The sequence below is a fragment of the Micromonospora sp. NBRC 110038 genome (assembly GCF_020884815.1).
GTDB classification, from domain to species: Bacteria; Actinomycetota; Actinomycetes; order Mycobacteriales; family Micromonosporaceae; genus Micromonospora; species Micromonospora haikouensis.
Map to the genome: position 1 here is coordinate 1,575,960 of NZ_BBOL01000001.1, position 25,156 is coordinate 1,601,115.

The window sequence follows — 25,156 nt, forward strand, 5'->3', positions numbered from 1 at the left end:
AGTGTCACGAGGATGCCCAGGCGAGCTGCCGCTCCTTGTCGAGGTCGAGCATGTGGGCGGAGGGGTCGACGACCACTCCGCTGCCCCGGACCACCTTGCCGACGGTACGCAGCAGGATCCGCAGGTCCTCCCTCAGTGACCACGTCTCGACGTATCGGGCGTCCAGCTCCAGCCGATCGGCCCAGGCGAGAGTGTTGCGACCGCTGATCTGCTGGAGTCCGGTCAGGCCCGGTGGCATCAGGAAGCGGAGCCGTTCCCGGTTGGTGTACCACGGGTCGTATCGCGGTAGCAGGGGGCGAGGGCCGACCAGGCTGAGGTCCCCCCGCAGGACGTTCCACAACTGCGGCAGTTCGTCGATGCTGAGCCGGCGCAGCACCGGTCCCACTCCCCGGCATCGGAAGCCGTCCGGGAGCAGGTTGCCCTCGGCGTCCCGCTCGTCGGACATCGTCCGCAGCTTGTAGACCTGGATGCGTCGTCCATGACGGCCGGTCCGTTCCTGCCGGAACAGCATCGGCTTGCCGAAGTGCAGGACGACGAACGCGGCAGCCACGGCCAGGACCGGCGTGGCCAGGATGAGCCCGAGCAGCGCGGCGAACACGTCGATGACGCGCTTGATACGCAGCCGGAACTCAAGCGACCGGAAGGTCCCGGGTCGGCGGGTGCTCTGCGGCGTCGTCGCGGTCAGCGGACGCGGTCGCGCGGGTCGGGTGGAGGTGCCGCGATGACTGCTCACGAGGGAGTGCCTCCGGGTTCGTGCCTTGGGTAACCTACGTGACTGTTCTACCTGCTATCGCAGCTTTCATCCCGATTTTCCGTTTAAAATACCCAAGCGGGCCCACGTGAATTACCATGCGCGAAGAGCTGTTATACCCCTTAGTCGCCTTTTGCGGCTTTTTGTGTGGCTTCTAGTAACCGGACGCGGCCTGGTGCGTTAGCCGTTCGGCAGGCCGGAAGGCTGGCCGAGAGGGGGATGTCTTCGATGAAGATCGTGGTGACCGGAGGTGCCGGTTTCATCGGCTCCAACCTGTTGCACGAGTTGGCCGTCCTGGGTGAAGCTCACGATCTCGTGGCGGTCGACGACCTCTCGACGGGGTCGCTCGACAATCTGGGTGATCTGCCCGTCCGGTTGTTGGTCGGCTCCGTCCTCGACCGGGAGCTGCTGGACGAGGCGATGGCCGGTGCCGCCGTCGTCGTCCACCTCGGCGCTCTCGGCTCGGTTCCGCGTTCCATCGCGGATCCGCTGCGTAGCCATCACGCCAATGCCACCGGAACCCTGACCGTGCTGGAAGCGGCGCGGCGGCACGCTGTGCCGCAGACGATCCTCGCGTCCTCGTCGTCGGTGTACGGGGCCAATCCGGTCCTGCCCCGACGGGAGACCCTGCGCCCGATGCCGATGAGTCCGTACGCGGTCTCCAAGCTGGCGACGGAGGCGTACGCCAACGCGTACGCCTCCTGCTATGGGCTGTCGGTTCTTCCGTTCCGGTTCTTCAACGTCTTCGGGCCCCGGCAGGCCGCCGACCACGCGTACGCGGCGGTGGTGCCCCGGTTCGTCTCGGCGGCGCTCGCCGGCCGCCCGCTGGAGATCTTCGGCGACGGCCTGCAGACCCGCGACTTCACCTACGTCGGCAGCGTCACCGCCGTGATCGTGGACGCGATCCGCCGGCGCGTCTGCACACCGGACACGGTCAACCTCGCGTTCGGTGAACGGATATCCCTGTTGGACCTGGTGGCTGAGCTTGAGGCGGTGCTCGGCCGCCGGCTGGAGACGGTACACGGCCCACCGCGCGCCGGGGACGTACGGGACTCCCAGGCGGACTGTGCGCGGCTGCGCGAACTGTTCCCCGCTGTGCGTCGCCATCCTCTGCGGGCCGGCCTGGAGGCCACCGTGGACTGGATGTCCGGTCGCGTGCTCGCCGCCCGCTGACCGTGGCGGCGCGGCACGCGGCACCGACGACCGCACCGCGCGAAGCACTCGCGGACGACGGTGGGCAGGGCGAGCCGCCGGTCGACCGGAACCCCGGCACCACCCGCACCCGCCGCCTTCTGACCGGCGTCGTCACCGCCGGGCTCGCCAAGGGCACGGGCCTGTTGGCGCCGGTATTGATCATTCCGATCTGCCTGTCCGAGTTGGGTGCGGAGCGCTACGGGCTGTGGATGGCCGTACTCGCGCTGACCGGGATGGCGACCTTTGCCGACCTGGGCCTGGGTGCCGGCCTGATGACCAAGCTGGCAGCCTGCTATGCCGACGGCGACACCGTGCGCGCCCGGGGGTACGTCTCGACCGCCTACGCCGTGCTGACCACCATGGCGCTGGTGCTGTGCGGCCTGCTCTGGGCGCTGGCCTGGGTGGTGCCCTGGACGTCGGTCTTCAACGTCACCGGTGCGGTGGGCTCCGCGGAGACCAGGCACATCGTGCTGATCTGCGTCACCGCGTTCCTGCTCAACATGCCGTTGGCCCTGGTCGTGCGGGTGCAGTATGCCTACCAGCAGGTGGGAGAGAGCAACCTGTGGCAGGGCGCGGGTGCCCTGCTGGCGGTCCCCCTGGTGCTGCTGGTCGCCCGAGGTGGGCTGCCGCCCGTCGCGGTGGTCGTCGCCAGCACGGCGGGGCCCTTGCTGGCCAACGCGGCGAACAGCATCTGGGTCTATGGTTGGCGGCTTGCCGAGCTGCGGCCACGGATCGCTGCGGTCGACCGCGCGCTGAGCACCGGGCTGCTCCGTCTCAGCGGGATGTTCTTCCTGGTGACCATCTTGACCGGGCTGTCCGGCAACATGGACAACCTGATCATCGCGCACTCCCTCGGGCCGCAGAGCGTCACCGCCTATGCCGTGCCGGCGCGGCTGGCGGCGATGCTCGGCATGCTCGTCACGCTGATCAACATGCCGTTGTGGTCCGCCAACGGCGATGCCCTGGCCCGGGGCGACCTGGCCTGGATCCGTCGGATGGTGCGGCGGATGGTGCTGCTCTCCTTGCTGGCGACCGTGGTGCCGTCGGTCTGCCTGGTGGTGGCGGGTGACTGGATCTTCGCCCGCTGGCTGCCGGTGCCGCTGGACGGGAACCGGTGGCTGCTGGCCGGACTCGCGCTCTGGTTCCTGCTGCTCGGTGCGTTCTCGGCGCTGATGATGGTGCAGAACGCCGCTGGGGTGGTTCGCCCGCAGTTGGTCGGGCTGGCCGCCTATCTCGCCGTCGCAACGGTGGCCAAGTGGTACGCCGTCAAGGCCTACGGTCTCGCCGCTGTTCCCTTCGTCGGCACCGTTGCCTACGCGCTGACGGTGTTGCCAGCCGGGCTGTACGGCTACCGGCGAACGCTCGCCCGGCACGGGGGGCGGCACCCTCCCTCGTCAGCGGGCGGGCGAGGTCGATGGTGGGTCGGACGACGAGTTCGGGCGGGCCGGCACCGCTGGCGTCTGCGACCGCGTTCCCTCGGCAGCCACCCCCCACCGGGGTGAGCCTGCGTATTGGCGGGGCTGGCACGTCGGAAGAGGATCCGGAGGTGTCCAATTTGCGTATCTTGGTCGAGTATCGAGTCGTTGGTGTGGGTGGCACGGCGGCACTGCCGGGCTGGGAGAAGACAAGGAATGTGCGATGGACACTTCGACAGCGGGGCGCCGCGTCTTGATCACTGGAGGGACCGGTTCCTTCGGTCTGACCATGGTTCGACGGTTGTTGGACCGTGGGGTGGGCGAGGTTCGGGTGTTCAGCCGGGACGAGGCGAAGCAGGACCTCATGCGTCGTGCCCTGGGTGACGGGCGGGTGCGCTACTACGTCGGTGACGTGCGTGACTTTGACAGTGTGGAGCGTGCCGCCCGTGGCGTGGACTTCGTATTCCACGCCGCTGCGCTCAAGCAGGTTCCGTCGTGTGAGTTCTTTCCGCTGGAAGCGGTCCGTACCAACGTTCTGGGCAGCGCCAACGCGATCGAGGCCGCTGTGCGCAACGGCGTCGGCTCGGTGGTGGTGCTCAGTACCGACAAGGCGGTCTATCCGATCAATGCCATGGGCATGAGCAAGGCGATGATGGAGAAGGTCGCCCAGGCCTACGCCCGCAACCACCCGCATTGCGGCACCGTGGTGTCCTGCGTCCGGTACGGCAACGTGATGTATTCCCGTGGCTCGGTGATTCCACTGTTCATCGATCAGATCAAGGCCGGTGTGGTGCCGACCGTCACCGACCCGGGGATGACCCGGTTCCTGATGTCCCTGGCCGACTCGGTGGAGTTGGTGGAGCACGCCTTCGCGCACGCCCGCCCTGGTGACGTGTTCGTGCGGAAGGCTGCCGCCTGCACGATCGGGGACCTGGTTGCCGCGCTGTGCCAGTTGTTCGAGGTTCCGGTCAAGTACGACGTGATCGGGCTGCGGCACGGCGAGAAGCGCACCGAGACCATGGCGAGCAGCGAGGAACTTGCCCGGGCCGAGGACTTCGGCGAGTTCTATCGAGTGCCGGTGGACGCGCGGGACCTCAACTACGCGCTGTACGTCACCGAGGGGGACCTCGGCGGGCGGCCGGTCAAGGACTTCACGTCAGCCAACGCGCGACGGCTGTCCGTGCCGGAGATCATCGCGTTGCTGCGCGCGTTGCCGGAGGTTCGTGCGGAACTGGCCCTGCGCGAGCCGGCGCTGATGCCATGAGGGTGGCGATAACCGGCGCCTTCGGTTTCCTCGGCTGGCACACTCGGGTGCTCGTCCGGGCGCTCGGCTGGCCCGAACCCATCCTGCTCGGCCGGGCCGATCTGGCCGAACCCGCTGCGTTGGCCGACCGCCTGGCGGGAGTCGATCGGCTGGTGCACCTGGCCGGCGTCAACCGGGGAGAACCGGCCGAGGTCGCGGCCGGCAACATCGCCGTGGCAGAGGCCCTCGCCCGCAGCCTGCGTCGCTGCGCGCAGCCGCCGAAGACCCTCGTGTTCGCGAACTCCGTGCAGGCCGGCAACGGCACCCCCTACGGCGACTCGAAGGCGGCGGCGGCGGCGATCCTGGCCGACGCCGCCGCCGGCTGCCAGCTCGTCGACCACCGCCTGCCGCATCTGTACGGCGAGCACGGGCGACCGTTCTACAACTCGGTCACCGCCACGTTCTGTCGCGTGCTTGCCGACGGCGGGCAACCCGAGGTTCGCGATGACCGCGAGTTGCACCTCGTCCACGCCACCGACGCGGCTGCCGCATTGCTCGACGCCCCACCCAGCGGTGTCTGGGACACCTCGATGCCGGCGCTGCGGATCGGCGTCCGCGCCCTCGCCGACCGGCTAGCCTCGTTCGCCGCCACCTACCGTGGAGGGGATGTCCCGCCGTTGCGGGACCGGCACGAGGTGCGGCTGTTCAACAGCTATCGGTCGCACCTGTTCCCGACGAGCTACCCGATGCCGCTCGTCCGTCGGGCCGACGGACGCGGCGAACTGGTCGAGACCGTCAAGGCTCACGGTAGGGGGCAGACGTTCTGCTCGACCACCCGTCCCGGCGTCACGCGTGGCAAGCACTTCCACTTGGCCAAGGTGGAACGGTTCGTCGTGCTGCGCGGGCGGGCCGAGATCCGACTGCGCCGGGTCGGCCATGGTGAGGTCGTGTGCTTTCCGGTGAGCGGGAACGAGCCGGTCCTGGTGGACATGCCCACGATGTGGGTGCACGACATCACCAACACCGGCGACGACGAGCTGCTCACGCTCTTCTGGACCAACGACCTGTTCGACCCGGCTCGGCCGGACACCTACCCGGAGCCGGTCGCCGAGGTCGCGGCTGCCTCCGCCTGACGACCGGCCGCGGACCGCCGCGCGCCGCACGAACAACGGAGGTGGCCCTGATGACCAGGGTGATGACGGTGGTGGGCACCAGGCCGGAGATCATCCGGCTGTCCCGGGTGCTCGACCGGTTGGACCAGACCGTGGACCACGTCCTGGTGCACACCGGGCAGAACTGGGATCCCGCCCTTTCCGACGTGTTCTTCAGTGACCTGAGGCTGCGCCAGCCCGACCGTCTCCTGCGGGTGGACACCTCGTCTCTCGGCCGGGTGCTCGGGGGGGTCCTGGTCGGCGTGGAGGCCGCGATCGAGGAGTTCCGCCCCGATGCGCTCCTGGTGCTGGGCGACACGAACAGCTGCATCGCCGCCCTGATAGCCCGCCGGATGCGGGTGCCGGTCTACCACATGGAGGCCGGCAATCGTTGCTTCGACCTCAACGTGCCCGAGGAGACCAACCGACGCCTGGTCGACCACGTCGCCGACTTCAACCTGGTCTACACCGAGCACGCTCGTCGCAACCTGCTCGCCGAGGGCCTGCACCCCCGCCGGATCCTGCACACCGGCTCGCCCATGCGTGAGGTGCTGGAGCACCACCGCGCCGCCATCGACGCCTCGCCCGTTCTCGACCGGCTGGAACTGACGCCGGGCGGTTACTTCGTGGTCAGCGCCCACCGTGAGGAGAACGTCGACGACCCGACACGGTTGCGTCGTCTGCTGGACTGCCTGCGCGCCGTCCGGGACTCCTGGCGGCTGCCGGTGCTGGTCTCCACCCATCCGCGTACCCGAAAGCGGCTGGAGGCGGTCACCGCCGACGACACCGTCCTCGACGGCATCGCCTTCCACGAGCCGTTCGGCTTTCTCGACTACGTACGCCTGCAGAGCCAGGCGAGGTGCACCCTGTCGGACAGCGGCACGATCAGCGAGGAGGCCGCGATCCTCGGCTTTCCCGCGGTGACGCTGCGGGAGTCGATCGAGCGCCCGGAGGCCCTCGACGCCGGCGGCATCATCATGACCGGGCTGGAACCGTCGGGCGTGGTCGAGGCGGTAGGGGTTACCGTCGACCAGGTGGTCGCCCACGGAGTCCCGTGCCCGGCGGACTACCGGGTCGAGGACACCTCCCGCCGGGTGGTGGACTTCATCCTGTCCACTGTCCGACGACACCACGACTGGGCGGGGATCCGGCGAGCCTCCCGCTGACGCCGACTCGACAGACCAGCTACCGCCGCATGCCCATGACGGGCTTCGCCTCCTGCCTGTACCGACCGAACTGCTGGGCCAGCAGGGCCAGCAGGATCAACGGCATCGCGTACTTCGTCATGAAGAACAGGATGTTGTCGAGATCGGCGCCGTTGATGTTGACCAGTGCCCACAGCATGGGTGCGATCAGCTTGGGGGCCAGTTCCGGCGATTGGGAGGCCGCCGTGTAATAGGACTGGAGGGCCCGGATGACGAGTCCGAAGGCCACGAAGGACAGGACGCCGCCGGCGAGGCCGAAGTTGATGATTCCCTCGCCGGTCATGCCGTAGATCTTGCTCGCGAAGCCCTCTCCCCTCTCGTAGAGCGGGTTGTAGAGGATCCGCGAACCGATGCCGATCTTGCCTTCCGGAACGACCGGAAGGAGCGCGTCGGGCACGAACATGGTGAACCCGTACAGGTAGGTTTCGCCGAGCATCGGCTCGAACTCGCCGTTGAGGTAGCGATAGAGCACGACGCTCTGGATGTCGGCCCGGCCCAGGTCCCCGGTGAGCATCGCCGGCAGGTCGCGGCCCGTGTCCTTCTCCGCGCTGTGGATGGATCCGGTCTCTCGAATCTCGTCGATGGCCTCAATCCCGCCAACCTTGAAGAAGGCGTATATGTAGATGAAGGCGAGCATGAGTGCGGCCACTATGGCGAGGGCTTTCCGCGAGACTTGGCGGAGCACCACGTGGACCAGGACGAGAGCCAATAGCACGGGCCAGAGGGTGCTGCTGCGGCTGCCCTTCAGCCCGCCGATGAAGAACTGGGTCAGGGTCATGGCGCAGATGAGCAGCACCAGCAGGGCGGTGTGCTTGCGGAGCGCCCGACGCCAGCGGACCAGGGCGAGGGCAAAGGCGATGGTGGGGAACGACTCGGCGAGAATGATCAGCGCGCCCATCCCGTCCATCTTCACCGGATTGATTCGGTCGGACATGGCGGCGACGAAACCGCCGACGCCGCCGAACATGGCGATCTCATAGCAGAAGGCGAGGATGCTCGCCACCGTCAGGGCCAGGCCGGCCGCGTAGAAGGTGGGCATGTGCATCGGTCGGGCCCGTCGCGGTCGGTTACGGGGCCTGCGGGGCAACGTGAGGATCACCCGGTAGATGCCGAGCCCGACGACGTTGAGAATGGCGAGTGCGCCGAGCGCGTCCCGCCAGACCGGCGGGTCGTAGATGCCCACCGACCATGCATCCGTCGCGACCTGCAGGATCGGTGCGATATAGAGGAACTGAAGGCCCAGCAGACCTGTACAGGCCCTGGGCTCGAAGACGTCGGTTCCACGACGGAACCACCGGACCGCCTCGGTGCCGATGAGGATGCCGGCCAGTGTCGTCGGCACCATGAACCAGTGACGCAGGACCGGTACGCACACGACCAGTGCGATGCTGGCTGCGGTGATGAGCAGCGTGGCGATCAGTCCGTTGCCGGCCGGCCTTCTGGCTTCCACCGCCTCGGCCGCGGGGACGGGTCGTGGGGCGAGACCGATCAAGGCTGTCATGTGCTTCCTCCAGCTGCGCCCGATATCGGGCTCGGTAATGGTGATGGCGAAACTGGACCGGGACGGCCCGGACTCACCCGGCGTGGCAGGCCGTTCGGCTTGCCGTCGCGTCCCGGACGGCCTGGTAGAAGGCGGTTCGTCGTGGGTCGAGGCAGGTGCGGGAGAACTGGCGTGCACGCGACAGGTTGCGGGCGGATGCCGCTGCCATCCGTTCGGGTGCGGCGAGCATCGCCGCGATCGCGGACGCGAGGGCCGCCGGGTCGTCCGGATCGACCAGGTCCTCGGCTGGGAGCAGTTCGGGGATGCCGCCAACGTTGGTGCCGATCGCCGGCAGGGCACGGGCCATCGCGTCGAGGAGCGCCCGCGGGAGCCCTTCGGTGCGGGAGGGCATGACGAACAGGTCGGCCTCGTCGAGCTTCGCGCGTAGGGGGGCACCGGGTTGGATCCACCCGGCGAAGGTCACCCGGTCGATGACTCCACGGTCCGCAACAAGTTTCTCGAGCTGGTGTTGAAGTCGGCCGGTGCCGAGGTGCACGAGCCGGACGTCGAGGCCGGCCGCTCTCAGCCGGGCCAACGCCTCGATGAGCGTGTCGATGCCCTTGTAGAGTTGCTCCATCGTGCCGGCGGACATGAGAACCGCCTCGGCCGGCTGGCGGACGATGCTGCGGGGGGCGGGGACGAAAGCGTCGTCGACCAGGTCGATGCTGGAGATGGCTGCGGTTGGGGCCCCAGGCGCGCAGGGGTAGCGCGCCTGCAGGTACGACTCCGTCACGTAGGAGACGCCGACCGCGGTGCGGCACTCGTGTCGCAACCGGGCAGTGCAGCGGTGGCGCAGCAGTGGTCGCAGCGGAGGCTGCAGGACACCGGGGGCGAGCACGTCGTACGGGTCGGCCACCACCTCCGCCGCGTACGGCAGCCGTCGTTGTCGTCGGATCCTGGCGAGATGGGAGCCGAGGAACGACGGTACGCGGACGATGACCGCGTCCGTGGGGCCAGAGGCGTCAGCGAGGACGTCGATGATGCTGCTGCGGCACCGCAGATACTGCCACGGACCGATGTAGTAGGGCAGCGGCCAGACTTCGACACCTTCCCCGTCGACCCGCAACGCATCCGCTGACACCTCCGGCTGGTCGCACACGCGGGCCACCACGCGGACCTTGTCGAACGCGGTCAGGTAACGCCGCCAGACCGGATAGTCGGGCACCTGCCAGGTCCACACCCGACCGTCGGGGGTCCGGGCGTACCGGGAGTCACTGCTGACGACGACCCTCATGGTGGGCCACCTTCCGTCGATTGCCGTCACCTGGGCAGGTGACAACTGGCGTTGCTCCATGTACCGAAGAATGATCTGACAGTTTTTGCCAGGAGATAGGCGTTTCAGGCGTTATTGGAAGACATCGGCTTCGCGCCGATGTCAGCGACGGTCTGCTCGCCGCCTGTCGCGGCCCAGAGCCTGCCGGCGCCGGTCGGAGCGCGCGGCCGAGATCCTGTGCAGGATGGTCTCGATTTGGCCGACGCCGACGGCGCGGGACATGCGTTCGAGGTAGGCGTCGCGGGCCCGCCGCGCCATCAGTTGTCGCTCCGCCTCGGGCAGATCGGCGGCGGCCAGGAACCGGTCCGCCAGAGCCTTCCAGTCCTCGGCCGGGCAGGTGAGCCCGGCCTGTGCGGTGTCGACCAGTTGGGCGGCGTCGCCGTCGGCGGAGACGATGACGGGCGAACCGCAGGCCATGGCGCTCTGGATCTTCGATGGGACGATCCCTGCGAACGACTCCAGCTTCCGCAGGGTGACGACCTGGTATTCGGCCCCGGCGTACAGGTCCGCCATCCGTTCGGGTGCAAGCCTGCCGAGAAACCGGACGTTGGTCGCGTCGAGGTCTTGAGCCAGCCGGCGAACCCGATCCTCGTCGATGCCGGAGCCGACGACGACCAGGTCCATCCGTGCCGCTGCCGCCGCGGCGGCGCGCACGGCGACTTCCACCCGCTGAAAGGGTCCGATGTTTCCGGCGTACATGACCGTGCAGCGGCCCCGGTGGCCAATCGCCGTCCGAGCTGCCAGTGTTGGAGGCTTCGGTCGGAATGTGCTCTCCTCGGTCCAGTTGAGGACGACCTCCACCTTCTCGGGGGTGGCCCCTCGTCGGATGACGAGATCCCGCATGGACGGCGAGATGGCGACGATGGCATCCGCCGACCGGTAGAGGCGCCGCACGCCCGAGTCGAGCAGTCGGTGGACGGCCCGGCCTCGCCAGCCCTCCGGTGACATCCCGGATTCGGTCACCGCCTCCGGCCAGAGGTCCTGCACGTGCAGCAGGACCGGCACGTGGCGAAGGAGGTGGGCCAGTGCGGGGGCGGCGAAGGTGGTCGGTGGCGGATGCCAGACATAGATCACGTCCACGTCGAGCAGGTAGTGGAGCCCGGCCGGGAGGCTGCTGACCGCGAAGGAGGTGTAGGTCGCGATGCGTCGCAGAGGCGAGGCGTCGTGACTCGGGTAGACCGGGGTGCGAAGCACGGTGAGCCGGCCCTTCGTCGTCCGTTCCCGCCACCGTTGCTGGTAGCCGGGATACGTGCGGCCCTTCGGGTAGTGCGGAAAACCGGTGAGTACCCGTACTTCGTGGCCGCGGGAGACCAGCTCGTCGACCATCTCGCCGACGAGGAAGTTGGGCTCCGGTGGGTAGTGCAGGGAAACCACGCCCACCCTCATGCGGCTGCCGTCCACGTCGTCGTTGACTGGCGGGGTGGGAGGGGAAGGTGTGGGTCGCGTGCGTGCTTCCGCGGCGACGCAGATCTTCCGATCATCATCGATGCTGCTCTCCTGCTTCCGGCGCTTCGCGTTGGGTGGCCGTGACGTGGCGTGTCGGCCTGGCGGGAACGGCGTGACGGTCACCCGCCCCGGTGACGGCGAGCCCGCTGCCCGGCCGGCCGATGGTGGCCGGCATTGCCCCTAACTGGTTGCCGGAGAGGGACGTTACGTGCCGCGGCGTACGTCACCAGGACTAAAAGGGAAAATCGGGCATAGCTCTGCGCTTCCCTCGTTCCTGTGGTTCGTTGAAGGGAGTGCCGTGCGGCTGCGTCGTCCTGGCTGCCGCTGTCTGGGGGTAGTCGACGATGCGCGGGGCCGTGGGGCTGACCGCGACCGCTGAACACATGGGAGAACATCGATGGGGGCTTCGACGGTGGGACGCCGTGTGTTGATCACCGGGGGAACGGGTTCCTTCGGTCGGGCCATGGCTCGCTGCCTGTTGGACCGCGGCGTGGGTGAGGTGCGGGTGTTCAGCCGGGACGAGGCGAAGCAGGACGTGATGCGCAGGACCCTCGCTGACGGGCGGGTGGGTTACTACATCGGTGACGTACGTGACTACGACAGCGTGGAGCGGGCTACCCGGGGGGTCGACTTCGTCTTCCATGCCGCGGCGTTGAAGCAGGTTCCGTCGTGTGAGTTCTTCCCGCTGGAGGCCATCCGCACCAACGTCCTGGGCAGTGCGAACGTGATCGAGGCGGCAGACCGCAACGGCGTCGGTTCAGTGGTGGTGCTCAGCACCGACAAGGCCGTGCATCCGATCAACGCCATGGGATTGAGCAAGGCGATGATGGAGAAGGTCGCTCAGGCGCACGCACGGAACAGGCCGCGTAGCGGCACCGTGGTGTCGTCTGTCCGGTACGGCAACGTGATGTACTCGCGTGGTTCGGTGATTCCGTTGTTCATCGAGCAGATCAAGGCCGGGGTGGTGCCCACGGTGACCGATCCGGGGATGACCCGATTCCTGATATCACTGGCGGACTCGGTGGAGTTGGTGGAGCACGCGTTCCAGCATGCGCGTGCCGGTGACGTGTTCGTCCGCAAGGCCGCCGCGTGCACGATCGGGGATCTGGTCGCAGCGTTGTGCCAGGTGTTCGAGGTGCCGGTCAAGTACGACGTCATCGGACTGCGGCACGGCGAGAAGCGCGACGAGACGATGGCCAGCGGCGAGGAACTGGCCCGGGCCGAGGACTTCGGTGACTTCTATCGGGTGTCGGCCGATCTGAGAGAGCTCAACTATGCATCCCGCGTCGCCGAGGAGAGGGTCGACTGCCGGTACCTGTCCGACTTCAACTCCTCAACCGCTCGACGGTTGGACGTGCCGCAACTCGTCGCGTTGCTGCGCACCATCCCCGAGATCCGTGCGGAGTTGGCGTCCTGGGCGCCGGCAATGATGCTGTAGCCGGGTTGATCCTTGTCAACCGGTCCGCGAGTCCCGTTCGCCCGCCCCGGCCGCCGGCAGATCAGAGCGGAGCTCGTCCAGTCGCCGGGCGAGCAGGACACGCAACGGAATCGACTCGCCGTCGCGTCCACCTTCGCCGACGATCAGCGGTGCAGGCGCAGGTGATGGTTCCGCGCCGAGGAACCTGGCGCGTAGGCTTGCCGGGACGGTCAGCGGATACCACCGTCCGGCGACGTCCACTGCCAGTAGTCGGCTCCGGTCGACGTACCATCCGAAGAGCCGCGTGCGGTAACGACCCCGACCGTTGTAGGGCCGGGCGTGCAGGCGGGTCGTCGGCAGCGCCCGCCGGTTCGCCTCAGCGGCGAACCACGACACGATCTCCGCCGCCTTGGCGTGTTCGGCAGCCCGTCGCCGTTCTTCCGCCTCGGCATGCGCGCGGACCGCCTGCCGCTGCCGCTCGCGCCAAGCGGAACTGTCGTCACCCACCATCACGACGATACGCGTCGCGCCGGTCAAGCTGCCGCACGGCCGATGTGCCGACCGCCGGGCGCGCACCGTTGGGATGTCAGGCTGCTGGCGGGACCGGTCGGCTCATCCGGGCGAACGCGGCGAAGCCCGCCGGCCCGGTCCCCTCCTCGATCGCATAGGCGCGGCTCGTGCCGAGCAGGCCGGCCAGCCCGCCAGCCAGGATGCCTCCCAGGGGGCCGGCGGGTGCCCGCAGCACCGTGCCGACCACTCGCAGGGTCGCCGAATGTGGCCCGACGCGCACCCGGAGGTCCCCGAAGCCGTACGCCGCCCGGTGGGCGGCGAAGGCCGGCCAGTCCAGGGCCCGGACCCCACCTCCGCCGGGTGCCGGCGTCACCTCGGTCCAGGTCGTGTGCGACACGTCGGCGAAGCCGGCATGCAGGTAGAGGCGGCGGGCACCGGGGTTGTCCCGCGACACGTCGAGGAGCGCCCGGTCGCACCCCAGCTCGCGAGCCAGGGCCAGGCCGTCGGCGAGCAGTGTGCCACCGAGCCCCACCCCACGGGTCGCCGGATCCACGGCGATCCCGTTGAGATGCAGGGCGGGCGGCACCAGTCGCCAGTCGGCCACGGCGACGAGCCGGCCGTCGACGTGGACGCCGCGCAGCAGGACGGTGCGTAGTCCCGGTGGTGGCGTGAGGGCCGCGGCGAGGAAGGCGCGGAACCCGTTCGCGTGGTAGGCCACGGTCCCGTTGCAGCCGACCGGGACGGAGCTGGCGAGCAGCCGCGCGGCGGCGTCCAGGTCCGCATCGGTCGGCGCGACGAGTCCGACGACCGGGCCGGCGGCGCTCAGGAGGGAGGGCATGTGAGCCGTGCGGTGTCCGGCATGCCGGCTAGGGCCGGACGGGCGACGATCCATCGCGAACCTCCGTCAGGGACTGGTCGGTACCGAGTGGCGGCCCGGTCCGCTCAGCCCGGCAGGGGGAAGCGGTACTGGGGGAAGAAGTCGTCGCCCGGTGCCCAGGACGGGGCCCGTCGGCGGCCCTCGGCCAGGTGCGTCGCGCACAGCTCCTGGTACGCATCCGGATGCACCACCCGCGTGCCCAGCTGGTAGTCCACCACGCCGTGGGGCGCGAACGCCCGCTTGTAGCGGAAGATCCCGTCGTCCGGCTGGTATCCGCCGCCCAGCACGAAATGCGTCCGGCCCGTCGCCCTTCCCCACCGGCAGATCTCGTATTTGAGCAGGTCGTTGGGGCGCAGCTCGAACGCTGACTCCTCGGTGCCGCCCAGGTACGAGTAGACGTGCCGGGCGGACGCCAGCACCAGCTCGGTGGAAACCACCCGCCCCTCGTGCAGCGCGTGGAAGAACGCGAACTGCCCCGGAAGCTCGGTGACCAGCGTGGTGAAGAAGCCGCGGGAGAAGTAGTAGTGCGCCGCCGCCGACCGTCGGTCCATCGTGGCCCGGTAGATGCGCAGGAAGTCGTCGAGCCGCGTGCCCTCGGTGTCCACCTGCACCGTCACACCGCTGCGTTGCGCCTTCTTGACGTTCTTGCGCACCTTGTGGGCGAACTCCCGCCACATCTGGTCCTCGGGGGCACGCAGGTCGCGTACGACGTTTGGGAAGGTGCGGATGGCAAGCCCCGGGTGGGCCAACCGCTGCCCCTCGAACAGCGACAGCCGGGTCACCTCCGACACCACCCGCCGGCTGGTGCAGAACCGGTCGTAGGCGGCCCAGAACTCCTTGGCCTCGACTTCGCCGGCCCGATGGTGGAACGCACCGGCGTAGCCGTAGGGGCTGATGACGTCCCGGTACTCCCGGCCGCCTGCCCCGGCGGATGGGCCGACGGTGCGCAGCACGAACGGGAGCAGGACGAACCCGTGCTCGGTGCGGGCGTACGCGGCCAGCGGCTCGTCCCGTGCCCCCGCGAACAGCCGAACGTAGGACGGATGGGCGAAGACCTCCCGAGCCTCCCACCGCTCGTGGACGGCACGCCACCGGGCCGCATCCGCTTCCCGACGCGCGTCCCAGATTTCCAGCTTCATCCGCCCTCTGCCCTTCTGCGGCCCGTCCCGGGCACCTCAGCAGGGGTAACGAGGTGCGACGGCCACGGGTGTCGGCTCCCGCACGGCCCTGGGAGGCCGAGCCCGCCGGCCGTCGCCGAGGACAGTGACGGCCGGCGGGCTGGTCAGGCCAGTCCGGCGCGGCGCAGCGCGTCGGCCATCGCGTCGTTGGTCGGGGCAGGAGCCGACCCGGTCCGCCCCCGGCGCGGCTGCTGTGGGCCGCCCCGTCCGCTGCGCTGCTCCTGCCCGCCGCGCTGACCGTCCCGGCCGCCGCCCTGCCCGCTCTGGCCGTCCTGCGGGCCGACCGGCCGCCTGCCACGCGGGCGCTGCCCGCCCTCCGGGCCAACGCGCCCGGCCTCCGCGTCGTCCTCCAGCCGCAGCGTGAGCGAGATCCGCTTGCGCGGCACGTCGACGTCGAGCACCTTCACCCGGACCACGTCGCCGGACTTGACCACGTCGCGCGGGTCCTTGACGAACGTGCGGGACATCGCCGAGACGTGCACCAGGCCGTCCTGGTGCACGCCGACGTCGACGAACGCGCCGAACGCCGCCACGTTGGTGACCACGCCCTCCAGGATCATGCCGGGGGCCAGGTCGGAGATCTTCTCCACGCCATCGACGAACGTGGCGGTGCGGAACTCTGGGCGCGGATCCCGGCCGGGCTTCTCCAGCTCCGCCAGGATGTCGGTGACGGTGGGCAGGCCGAACGTGTCGTCGACGAAGTCGGTGGCCCGCAGCCCGCGCAGGATGGCGCTCTGCCCGATCAGGGAGCGCAGGTCCTGCCCGGTGCGGGTCAGGATCCGCCGCACCACCGGGTAGGCCTCCGGGTGCACGCTGGAGGAGTCGAGCGGGTCGTCGCCGCCGGGGATGCGCAGGAAGCCCGCGCACTGCTCGAACGCCTTCGGGCCGAGCCGGGACACCTTCTTCAGCTCGGCCCGGGACCGGAACGGGCCGTTGGCGTCGCGGTGCAGCACGATGTTCTCCGCCAGCCCCGCCCCGATGCCGGAGACCCGGGTGAGCAGCGGCGCGGAGGCGGTGTTGACGTCGACGCCGACCGCGTTCACGCAGTCCTCGACGACGGCGTCGAGGGAGCGGGAGAGCTTCACCTCGGACAGGTCGTGCTGGTATTGGCCCACGCCGATCGAGCGGGGGTCGATCTTGACCAGCTCGGCGAGCGGGTCCTGCAACCGGCGGGCGATGGAGACCGCGCCGCGCAGGGACACGTCCAGGCCCGGCAGCTCCTGGGAGGCGTACGCCGACGCCGAGTAGACCGAGGCGCCCGCCTCCGAGACGACCACCTTGGTCAGCGTCAGCTCCGGGTGCCGCTTGATCAGCTCGCCGGCGAGCTTGTCGGTCTCCCGGCTGGCGGTGCCGTTGCCGATGGCGATCAGCTCCACGCCGTGCGCCCCGGCCAGCCTCGCGAGGGTGTCGATCGAGGCGTCCCACTGCCGGCGTGGCTCGTGCGGGTAGATCGTGTCGGTGGCGACCACCTTGCCGGTGGCGTCGACCACCGCCACCTTGACCCCGGTGCGCAGGCCCGGGTCGAGGCCCATCGTCGGCCGGGTGCCGGCCGGCGCGGCGAGCAGCAGGTCGCGCAGGTTGGTGGCGAAGACCCGCACGGCCTCCTCCTCGGCCGCCTGCCACAGCCGCATCCGCAGGTCCGCTCCGAGGTGGATGAGGATCCGGGTGCGCCAGGCCCAGCGCACCGTGTCGGTCAGCCACCTGTCGCCGGGCCGCCCCTGGTCACTCACCCCGAACCGGCCGGCGATCGCCGCCTCGTAGCGGGTCGGACCGGTGACCGGGGTATCGGAGTCACCCTCGGCCTCCGGGTCCATCGTCAGGTCGAGCACGCCCTCCTTCTCGCCCCGGAACATCGCCAGGATCCGGTGCGAGGGCAGCTTCGCGTACGGCTCGGCGAAGTCGAAGTAATCGGAGAACTTCGCGCCGGCGGCCTCCTGGCCGTCGCGTACGCGGGAGACCAGCCGGCCCCGCGACCACATCTGCTCGCGCAGCGTGCCGATCAGGTCGGCGTCCTCGGCGAAGCGCTCCACCAGGATGGCCCGCGCGCCGTCCAGCGCGGCGGCGGCGTCGGCCACCCCCCTGTCGGCGTCGACGAAGCCGGCGGCCCGCTCCCTCGGCTCCTGGCCCGGGTCGGCCAGCAGCGCGTCGGCGAGGGGCTCCAGCCCGGCCTCGCGGGCGATCTGCGCCCGGGTGCGCCGCTTCGGCTTGAACGGCAGGTAGATGTCCTCCAGCCGGGACTTCGAGTCGGCCGCCATGATCTGCGCTTCCAGGGCCTCGTCGAGCTTGCCCTGGCCGCGGATGGACTCCAGCACCGCGGCGCGGCGCTCGTCCAGCTCGCGCAGGTAGCGCAGCCGCTCCTCCAGGGTGCGCAGCTGGGCGTCGTCGAGCAGGCCGGTGGCCTCCTTGCGGTAGCGGGCGATGAACGGCACGGTGGCGCCGCCGTCGAGCAGCTCCACGGCCGCCCGGACCTGACGTTCGGCGACGCCGAGCTCGTCGGCGATCCGCTGGTGCACAGACTGGGTCACGATCTTCATCCGCCTTCGTGTGGGTTCCGCCCTGCATTGTGCCGCCCGCCCCCGACGCCGCGCGGCACCCCCGCCGGGGCCGAGCCGACGTGCAGTGCCACCGGCTGCGCTAGCGTGGCGATCATGGAACATCCCGCTGACCCGCGGGCGCGGCGGCTCTTCGGCGGCAGCGCGCGGACCCTCGGCGACCTCGCCGCCAGCCCGTTCCGGGCCGACCGGGACCGGATCGTGGCCTCGCCCTTCTTCGCCCGGCTGGCCGGGGTCACCCAGGTGATCAGCCCCGGCGGCTCCGGCCTGCTGGTGCACAACCGGCTCACCCACAGCCTCAAGGTGGCCCAGGTCGCCCGCGCCATCGCCGAGCGGCTCACCGCCGACGAGCGGTGGCGGGACCTGCTGGCTTCCCTCGGCGGCTGCGACCCCGACGTGGTGGAGGCCGCCGCCCTCGCCCACGACCTCGGGCACCCGCCGTTCGGGCACCTCGGGGAGCGGGTGCTCGACCGGCTGGCCCGCCAGCGGCTGGGCCTCGCCGACGGCTTCGAGGGCAACGCCCAGTCGTACCGGATCGTCACCAGCACCGAGATCCGCGGTGCCGCGACCACCGGCCTGGACCTGACGGCGGCGGTCCGGGCGGCCCTGCTGAAGTACCCGTGGACCCGGCTGGACCACCCGGACCCGCACCCCCGGCACCTCGTCCCGCCGCCCCGGGGCGCCGCCGTGCCCGCCGACGACCCGGACAGCGGGTCGGCGAAGTTCGGCGCGTACCGCACGGAGCTGGCCGACCTGCGCCAGGCCCGGGAGCCGTTCGCCGGGCGGATCGCCGACTGGCAGCAGACCGTCGAGGCGTCGGTGATGGACACTGCCGACGACATCGCGTACGCCATCCACGACGTGGAGGACTTCTACCGGGTCGGGGTGCTCCAGCAGGGCGCCGTCGCCGCCGAGCTGATGGCCTGGCAGCGGGAGGGCGATCACCTGCGGGCGGTCACCGGCCCCGCGCTGGACGGGGTGGGCCGCCGGCCCGGGGCCGCCATCGAGCGGCTGCGCCGGCAGCTGCACCGCAAGGACGGCTGGATCGCCGACGACGAGGCGTTCGCCGCCGCCGTCGAGCACGTCCGGCAGGAACTGGTCGAGGGGCTGCTCGCGCTGCCGTTCGACGGCTCGATCGAGGCGGAGCAGTACGTGGCCCGGTTCTCCGCCCGGTGGACCACCCGGTTCGTCGACGCGATCACCGTGACGCAGGCCCCGTCGGTGCGCTCCGGGCACGTGCTGCTCGCCCCGGCCCAGTGGCACGAGGTGCAGGTGCTCAAGTTCGTCCACCACCGGTTCGTGCTGGCCCGCCCCGACCTGGCCCTGCACCAGCGGGGCCAGGCGCGGCTGCTCGGTACCCTCGTCGAGGCGCTGTGGGAGTGGCTGCTCGACCCGGAGGAGGAGTCCCGGTTGCCGCGTCGGCTGCACGACCTGGTCGAGCTGGCCGAGGCGGAGCTGCACCCGCGTACGCCGGACCGGGTCGGCCGGGCCCGGGGACGGGCGATCATCGACTTCGTCGCGCAGCTCACCGACGGGCAGGCGGTCGCGATGCTCGACGCGCTGTCGGGCCGCTCCGGCGCGCTGTGGACCGACGCCTTCGTGCTCTGACAGCGCGCTCAGGCTCTGCACGCACTCAGGCTCGGAGTGCGGTCAGGCTCGGAGTGCGGTCAGGCGATGGACTGCCACCAGCCGTCGACCGCCGGCGGGGCGTCGACGACCACCCGCTCGCCGGGGCGGGGCACCGCCAGCCGCACGTCGCGGGCCTTCGCCTCCGCCCACAGCCGGTCCACCGGCTCCGACCAGTCGTGCAGCGCCAGGTTGAACGTCGCCCAGTGCACCGGCAGGAGCAGCCCGCCGCGCACGTCGAGGTGGGCGGCGACGGCTTCCTCCGGGAACATGTGGATGCTCGGCCACGCCCGGTCGTACGCGCCGATCTGCATCAGCGTCACGTCGAACGGGCCGTGCTCGGTGCCGATCTCGGCGTACCCGTCGAAGTAGCCGGAGTCGCCGGTGTAGAAGACCCGACGGTGGGCACCGGCCACCACCCACGAGCTCCACAGCGTGCCGTCGCGGCGTAGCCCACGGCCGGAGAAGTGCTGGGCGGCGGTCGCGGTGATCGTCAGCCCACCCACCCGGTGGCTCTCCGCCCAGTCCAGCTCGACGATCCGGTCCTCCGGCACGCCCCACCGCTCCAGGTGCGCCCCGACCCCCAGCGGCACCACGAACGGGGCGGACTGGCCGGCGGTCAACGCCCGCACGGTGGCCATGTCGAGGTGATCGTAATGGTCGTGGGAGATCATGATCGCGTCCACGGCGGGCAGCTCGTGCAGGCCCACCGGGGGCTCGTGCAGCCGGCGCGGCCCGACCAGCGCCGACGGCGAACACCGGTCGCTCCACACCGGGTCGACCAGCACCCGGTGGCCCTCGATCTCGATCAGCGCGGAGGCGTGGCCGTACCAGACGACGCCCAGCTCGCGCTCGGTGGCGGCGGTGGCCGGCGGGTCGGCCGGGCGCACCAGCGGCACGGCGGCGGTCGGCCGGCGCTTCTGCTTGCCGAAGATCAGCTCGCGGACCAGGTTGCGGTCGGGCGCACCGGCCATCGTCCGGGTGCTCGCCCGGTTCCGGAAGGCGCCGTCGCGGAACTGCGGGGAGCGGGCCGCCCGCTCGGCGCGGGCCCCGCTGAGCCGCCCGCCGAGGGCGGCCGGCACGTCCCGGGCCACCCAGGCCAGGCCGACCAGGGCGGCGAGGCCGGCCGCGCCGCGCAGCCGCCGCGCCAGTGCCCGCTCGACCGCCCGTTCCGCTGGTGCCCTCATCGTGTCCCGCCCCCTCCGCAGGTGTCCCGCAGTACACCGTAGTCCGCCGCCGCCCCCGCGCGTGGGGTGCTGGTCGGCGCGGTCGCTGAGGTTCGGATCGCGGGACGGCAGGACGCCGGCGAAGATCCCCGCCCTTACCGGCGTCGGGTCAGGAACTCCTCCACGGCCCCGAAGACGCGGTCTGCCGTGGTGCCGACGAGAGTGGAGCCGCTCGGCAGCGAGATGCTGGTGGCGAAGAGCCGGTCGGCCGCGCCGGTGACCGCCGCGTGGTGGTGCAGGTGCGCCGGCTGTTGGTGCATGGGCTTGAACATGGGTCGACTCTCGATGTCGTGGGCAGCCAGGTGTCCGCCCAGCTCGTCCGCGCGCCAGCCGGCCGCTGCCGGCTCGACCACGAGCGAGGTCAGCCAGCAGTTCGAACCAGGGTGGCCGTCGCCCAGGATGCGGGTGCCGGGCACGGAGGCGAAGAGCTTGGCGTAGCGTTCCCGCACGGCCCGGCGCCGTTCGATCATCGCGTCGAGTCGGCGTAGCTGGGCCCTGCCGAGTGCCGCGAGGATGTTGCTCAGCCGGTAGTTGAAGCCGACCTCGCGGTGTTCGTAGTGGGCGACCGGCTCCCGGGCCTGGGTGGACAGTTGCCGTGCCCGGGCGATCAGTGCGGGGTCGTCGCAGACCAGCATGCCGCCGCTCGACGTGGTCAGGATCTTGTTGCCGTTGAACGAGAAGACGCCGAACTGGCCGAACGTGCCCGCGGCCCGCCCGCCGGACGTCGAGCCGAGGGCCTGCGCCGAGTCCTCGACGACCGGTACGCCCGCTGCGGCGCAGGCCGGCAGCAGCCGGTCGTAGTCGGCGCAGGTGCCGTTGAGGTCCACCGCCACGACCGCGGCGACGCGCCGGCCGCGTCGGGTGAGGTCGTCGAGCAGGTCGGACAGCAGGTCGACGTCGAGGTTACCGGTCGCCGGGTCGCAGTCGACGAAGACCGGTTCCGCGCCGGTGTACGTCACCGCGTTTGCCGTCGCGACGAACGTCAGGGTCGGCACCACGACGACCGATCCGGGCCCGGCCCCGACGCCCAGCAGCGCCAGGTGCAGCGCGGCGGTCCCGCTGCTGACCCCCACGGCGTGGCCGCAGCCCACCCGCGCGGCCAACTCGCGTTCGAAGGCGTCTAGGTCAGGCCCGGTCGGAGCCACCCATCCCGACCGCATCGCCGCGACGACGAGAGCCTCCTCGGCGGCGCCCACATCCGGCGGCGACAGATGAATGCGCCCGGTTGGCGCAAGCTGATCACCGCACTGTTGACCCACCATGCGGACCTCCGAGGCGACGGGGCAGAGACTTGGGCCCGCGTGCGTGCCACGTGTCGCGGACAATCCTTTAACCGTGCCGGGAGGAGGACGTTACGGATGTGCCTGCGGCCCGGCGGGGGATCAGCCGCCGTTGCTGGGCTGCCAGGCGGCCGCTCGGTGGGTGGGGCCGGCGCCGGCCAGCCCCGCGACGGCGGTCAGGAAGAGGCAGCCCATCCGGGCCCGGGCCTGCACCGCCGGGTGGGTCGCGCCGAAGTCGTCCGCGCCGGCCTGCCCGTCGGCGAACAGGGCGTACGTCAGCACCGGCGCACCGGCGGCGTCGAAGACGATCCCGGCCTCGTGCCGGGCGGTGTCGAACCAGCCGGCCTTGGTGGCGACCCGGGCCCGCTCGGCCGAGGACATCTCGCGCCGCACCCCGTCGGTGAACGCGATGGGGGAGCGCAGCAGGCCGAGCAGGAACGCCGTCGAGGACGCCGACAGCAGCGTGCCGCTCACCAGCGCCCGCAGGAGGTCGTGCGTCTCCCGTGGGGTGCTGGTGCCGAGGTAGAACCGGTTCGGGTTGGCCACCGGCTGCACCTGCGTGTTCGGGAAGCCCTTCGCGACCAGGATCTGGTTCAGCTCGGCGGCCGGGCAGACCAGGCCGCAGAGCCGCACGGCGGTGTCGTCGGAGACCGTCAGCAGGGCCGCCAGGGCGTGCCCCAGGGTAATGCTGCTCGGGTACGCGCCGTCGAGGCTGAAGATCCCGTCCCCGCCGGGGATCACGATGGACGCGGTCACGTCGACCCGCTGGGCGAGCGTGAGCAGCCCCCGGTCGACCTTGTCCAGCACCGCCACGGCCACGGCGATCTTGTTTACGCTGTACGCCTCGATGCGCCGGTCCGCCTCGTCCGCGACGGCCACCAGCGGCGCGGCGGTGCCGTCGGCGACGCTCACGTAGGCCTGCCAGTTGCCCCCGGCCCGCGCGGTCTGCCGCGCGTAGCTCGCGGCGACCTGGGCGGCGGCCCGGGCGGGGGTGGTCGCCACCCGGGGCCGACCGGCGGCGGACGCGGGCGCGGCGGCGCCGAGCACCGTGCCGGCGGTGGCCACCGTGCCGATGCCCAGCGCGGCCCTGCGGTTCACTCTGATCGTCACTCGTCTCTCCCCGTGGGTGGTAGCGGATCGCCCGTCCCGCAACCGTATGGGAGGGCTTCGATTCCGGCCGCCCCGCACCGCCTCGCCGGCCCGACCAGCACGTCGTACACGCCGGGCAGCACGGTGAAGCCGAACCGCAGCACGAGGTTGGCCCGGCCCACCGACACCTCGCGGCGGGGGCGGTCGGCGCACGCCACGATGGCCCGGGCCACGCGTTCCGGCCCGCCGACCGGCGGCGGTGGGCGGCCGATCCGGCCCAGGTAGTTGGCGGCCTGCCGGTAGACCGGGGTGTCCACGCTGCCCTGGCTGACCAGGCAGACGTGCACCCCGGGGGCGTCCCGCCCCTCCTGCTGCAGGGCCCGCACCAACCCGGCGAGCGCCCGGCCGCCGGCGGCGAGGCACTCGGCGCGTACCTGCGCCAGGGTGGCCGGGGCGCGGGCGGCGAGGACCAGGCGGTCGCCGCGCGCGGCGAACTCCCGGGCCGCCGCCCGGCCGATCCCGCTGGTCGCGCCGGTGACGACGACCGTGCGGGTCACGGCGCGAGCACGACCTTGACGCAGCCGTCCTCCTTCTTCTGGAACATCTCGTACGCCTGCGGCGCGCGCGCCAGCGGCACCCGGTGGGTCCGCAGGTCCGCCACGCCCAGCGGGTCGTCGTCGCCGGCGAGCAGCGGGACGATCTCGTCGGTCCACCGGCGCACGTGGCACTGTCCCATCCGCAGCTGGGCGCCCCGGTCGAACATCTCCATCAGCGGCAGCGGGTCGACCTCGCCGCCGTAGACGCCGGAGATCGAGACGGTGCCGCCCCGGCGGACCGCCTTGAGGGCGGCCTTGAGCACGGTCAGCCGGTCCACGCCGGCCCGGTCGATCATCGCGTCGGCCAGCCGGTCCGGCAGCAGGCCGGCGGCGGTCTGGGCGAGCTTGCCGGAGGTGGAGCCGTGCGCCTCCATGCCGACGGCGTCGATCACGGCGTCGGGGCCGCGCCCATCGACCAGGTCGATCAGCGCGCCCGGCACGTCGTCGAGCCGGCTGACGTCGAGCGTCTCGACGCCGTGCCGGCGGGCCATCTCCAGCCGCTCCGGCACCAGGTCCAGGCCGATCACCCGGCCCGCGCCGAGGTGCCGGCCGATGCGGGCGCAGAACTGCCCGACCGGGCCGAGCCCGAACACGGCGAGCGTGCCGCCGGGCGGGGTGTCGGCGTACTTCACCGCCTGCCAGGCGGTGGGCAGGATGTCGGACAGGTACAGCCACCGCTCGTCCGGGCCGGTCTGCGGGACCTTGATCGGGCCGAACTGGGCGTGCGGCACCCGCAGGTACTCGGCCTGCCCGCCGGGCACCGACCCGTACAGCGAGGTGTAGCCGAACAGCGCCGCGCCCTTGCCCTCGGCGGTGACCTGGGTGGTCTCGCACTGGGCGTAGAGCTGCCGGTCGCACATCCAGCAGGCCCCGCAGGCGATGTTGAACGGGACCACGACCCGGTCGCCCGGCTTCAACCGGGTCACCCCGGTCCCGACCTCCTCGACGATGCCCATCGGCTCGTGGCCGAGGACGTCGCCGGGCTTGAGGTACGGCCCGAGCACCTCGTACAGGTGCAGGTCGGATCCGCAGATCGCGGTGGAGGTGATCCGGACGATCGCGTCCGTCGGCTCCTCGATGCGCGGGTCCGGGACGTCCTCGACCCGGACGTCCCGCCTGCCCTGCCAGGTCAGTGCCTTCATGCCCGCGTGTCCCCTCTTCGGCGTGCCGTCCCCGGACTGCTACCCGGCTCTCGCGGCTTGAACCGCTCCGATGGACTGCGGACCTGACGCGGGCGCGCTCGCGCGCTCGGGCAGGGCCGGGGAGGCCGGGGAGGCGGGGGAGGGCGGGGCCTGGGGAGCTGAGGTCGTGGTGACTTCGGAGGCTAGGGAGCTGATGTCGTAGATGACTCGCGGCACGTCAGCGCGCCGGCACGCGACATCCGGCACCCGGCACCCGACGCCCGGCACTCGGCATCCGGCAGGCCGCACGCGGCGCGCCGGCATCCGGCACGCGGCGGGTAGCGGGTGTGATGTCGTAGCTGACTCAGCTCCTAGGACCCGCGACAGGTGACGCTCCCCGTGGACTGCGGCAGCCGGGAACCAAGCCGGCCGCCGGCCCGGAGCGGGCGCGGCGGCCGGGGCACCG

At 71.2% G+C, this 25,156-nt stretch carries 20 protein-coding genes; 7 read left to right on the forward strand and 13 right to left on the reverse strand.

What is annotated here, in order from left to right:
• Window positions 1-4: 4 nt before the first annotated feature.
• Window positions 5-733 carry a sugar transferase gene (locus LPU61_RS06065; protein ID WP_229404369.1) on the reverse strand — a complete coding sequence of 243 codons (729 nt, stop codon included), beginning with the start codon at window positions 731-733 and terminating at the stop codon, window positions 5-7.
• 246 nt (window positions 734-979) lie between these two features.
• On the opposite strand from LPU61_RS06065, the gene LPU61_RS06070 reads away from it, so the two are divergent.
• The 5 genes from LPU61_RS06070 (at window position 980) to wecB (ending at window position 6,920) form a co-directional block, all read left to right on the forward strand.
• A complete protein-coding gene (locus LPU61_RS06070) occupies window positions 980-1,924 on the forward strand; it encodes an NAD-dependent epimerase/dehydratase family protein (protein WP_043962807.1) in 945 nt (314 codons plus the stop codon).
• Window positions 1,925-1,926: 2 nt separating this feature from the next.
• Window positions 1,927-3,447, forward strand: a complete 1,521-nt coding sequence (locus LPU61_RS06075) for a lipopolysaccharide biosynthesis protein (RefSeq protein WP_229404370.1) — start codon at window positions 1,927-1,929, stop codon at window positions 3,445-3,447.
• Window positions 3,448-3,583: 136 nt separating this feature from the next.
• A complete protein-coding gene (locus tag LPU61_RS06080; protein ID WP_043962808.1) occupies window positions 3,584-4,624 on the forward strand; it encodes an SDR family NAD(P)-dependent oxidoreductase in 1,041 nt (346 codons plus the stop codon).
• The gene (locus tag LPU61_RS06085) at window positions 4,621-5,736 is read left to right on the forward strand and encodes an NAD-dependent epimerase/dehydratase family protein (RefSeq protein ID WP_229404371.1); all 1,116 of its coding nucleotides are present in this window, start codon (window positions 4,621-4,623) and stop codon (window positions 5,734-5,736) included. Before LPU61_RS06080 ends, LPU61_RS06085 begins: the two co-directional genes overlap by 4 nt.
• Before the next feature lie 50 nt (window positions 5,737-5,786).
• The gene (gene wecB / locus LPU61_RS06090) at window positions 5,787-6,920 is read left to right on the forward strand and encodes a non-hydrolyzing UDP-N-acetylglucosamine 2-epimerase (RefSeq protein ID WP_229404372.1); all 1,134 of its coding nucleotides are present in this window, start codon (window positions 5,787-5,789) and stop codon (window positions 6,918-6,920) included.
• A 19-nt stretch (window positions 6,921-6,939) separates the two neighbouring features.
• On the opposite strand, the gene LPU61_RS06095 is transcribed toward wecB, so the two are convergent.
• The 3 genes from LPU61_RS06095 to LPU61_RS06105 all read right to left on the reverse strand — a co-directional run bounded on the left by LPU61_RS06095 (window position 6,940) and on the right by LPU61_RS06105 (window position 11,158).
• The gene (locus tag LPU61_RS06095) at window positions 6,940-8,460 is read right to left on the reverse strand and encodes a hypothetical protein (protein WP_229404373.1); all 1,521 of its coding nucleotides are present in this window, start codon (window positions 8,458-8,460) and stop codon (window positions 6,940-6,942) included.
• A 73-nt stretch (window positions 8,461-8,533) separates the two neighbouring features.
• On the reverse strand, window positions 8,534-9,793 hold the full coding sequence (locus tag LPU61_RS06100; RefSeq protein WP_229404374.1) for a glycosyltransferase: 1,260 nt from the start codon (window positions 9,791-9,793) through the stop codon (window positions 8,534-8,536).
• 81 nt (window positions 9,794-9,874) lie between these two features.
• Window positions 9,875-11,158 carry a glycosyltransferase family 4 protein gene (locus tag LPU61_RS06105; protein WP_229404575.1) on the reverse strand — a complete coding sequence of 428 codons (1,284 nt, stop codon included), beginning with the start codon at window positions 11,156-11,158 and terminating at the stop codon, window positions 9,875-9,877.
• Window positions 11,159-11,615: 457 nt separating this feature from the next.
• Between LPU61_RS06105 and LPU61_RS06110 the strand changes: the two genes are divergently transcribed.
• Window positions 11,616-12,656, forward strand: coding sequence for a polysaccharide biosynthesis protein (locus LPU61_RS06110; protein WP_043962812.1), 1,041 nt, complete (start codon window positions 11,616-11,618; stop codon window positions 12,654-12,656).
• Window positions 12,657-12,671: 15 nt separating this feature from the next.
• Here the strand turns inward: LPU61_RS06110 and LPU61_RS06115 are convergent, their stop codons facing one another.
• From LPU61_RS06115 to LPU61_RS06130, 4 genes are all read right to left on the reverse strand, one after another.
• The gene (locus LPU61_RS06115) at window positions 12,672-13,145 is read right to left on the reverse strand and encodes a hypothetical protein (RefSeq protein ID WP_082106406.1); all 474 of its coding nucleotides are present in this window, start codon (window positions 13,143-13,145) and stop codon (window positions 12,672-12,674) included.
• Window positions 13,146-13,221: 76 nt separating this feature from the next.
• Complete coding sequence (locus LPU61_RS06120) at window positions 13,222-13,983, reverse strand: GNAT family N-acetyltransferase (protein WP_043962813.1); 762 nt, start codon at window positions 13,981-13,983, stop codon at window positions 13,222-13,224.
• Between the two features lie 104 nt (window positions 13,984-14,087).
• Window positions 14,088-15,161 carry a GNAT family N-acetyltransferase gene (locus tag LPU61_RS06125; protein WP_229404376.1) on the reverse strand — a complete coding sequence of 358 codons (1,074 nt, stop codon included), beginning with the start codon at window positions 15,159-15,161 and terminating at the stop codon, window positions 14,088-14,090.
• A 143-nt stretch (window positions 15,162-15,304) separates the two neighbouring features.
• Complete coding sequence (locus LPU61_RS06130) at window positions 15,305-17,734, reverse strand: Tex family protein (RefSeq protein WP_144420218.1); 2,430 nt, start codon at window positions 17,732-17,734, stop codon at window positions 15,305-15,307.
• Window positions 17,735-17,848: 114 nt separating this feature from the next.
• On the opposite strand from LPU61_RS06130, the gene LPU61_RS06135 reads away from it, so the two are divergent.
• Window positions 17,849-19,360, forward strand: coding sequence for a deoxyguanosinetriphosphate triphosphohydrolase family protein (locus tag LPU61_RS06135; RefSeq protein WP_229404377.1), 1,512 nt, complete (start codon window positions 17,849-17,851; stop codon window positions 19,358-19,360).
• Window positions 19,361-19,419: 59 nt separating this feature from the next.
• Here the strand turns inward: LPU61_RS06135 and LPU61_RS06140 are convergent, their stop codons facing one another.
• From LPU61_RS06140 to LPU61_RS06160, 5 genes are all read right to left on the reverse strand, one after another.
• Window positions 19,420-20,565, reverse strand: coding sequence for an MBL fold metallo-hydrolase (locus tag LPU61_RS06140; protein ID WP_229404378.1), 1,146 nt, complete (start codon window positions 20,563-20,565; stop codon window positions 19,420-19,422).
• A 134-nt stretch (window positions 20,566-20,699) separates the two neighbouring features.
• A complete protein-coding gene (locus LPU61_RS06145) occupies window positions 20,700-21,866 on the reverse strand; it encodes a DegT/DnrJ/EryC1/StrS aminotransferase family protein (protein WP_043962815.1) in 1,167 nt (388 codons plus the stop codon).
• 120 nt (window positions 21,867-21,986) lie between these two features.
• Window positions 21,987-22,994, reverse strand: a complete 1,008-nt coding sequence (locus LPU61_RS06150; RefSeq protein WP_229404379.1) for a serine hydrolase — start codon at window positions 22,992-22,994, stop codon at window positions 21,987-21,989.
• Window positions 22,991-23,530 carry an SDR family NAD(P)-dependent oxidoreductase gene (locus LPU61_RS06155; protein WP_305071877.1) on the reverse strand — a complete coding sequence of 180 codons (540 nt, stop codon included), beginning with the start codon at window positions 23,528-23,530 and terminating at the stop codon, window positions 22,991-22,993. The genes LPU61_RS06150 and LPU61_RS06155 overlap by 4 nt, the downstream gene beginning before the upstream one ends.
• Window positions 23,527-24,711, reverse strand: coding sequence for a zinc-dependent alcohol dehydrogenase (locus LPU61_RS06160; RefSeq protein ID WP_043962816.1), 1,185 nt, complete (start codon window positions 24,709-24,711; stop codon window positions 23,527-23,529). Before LPU61_RS06160 ends, LPU61_RS06155 begins: the two co-directional genes overlap by 4 nt.
• Window positions 24,712-25,156 lie beyond the last annotated feature (445 nt).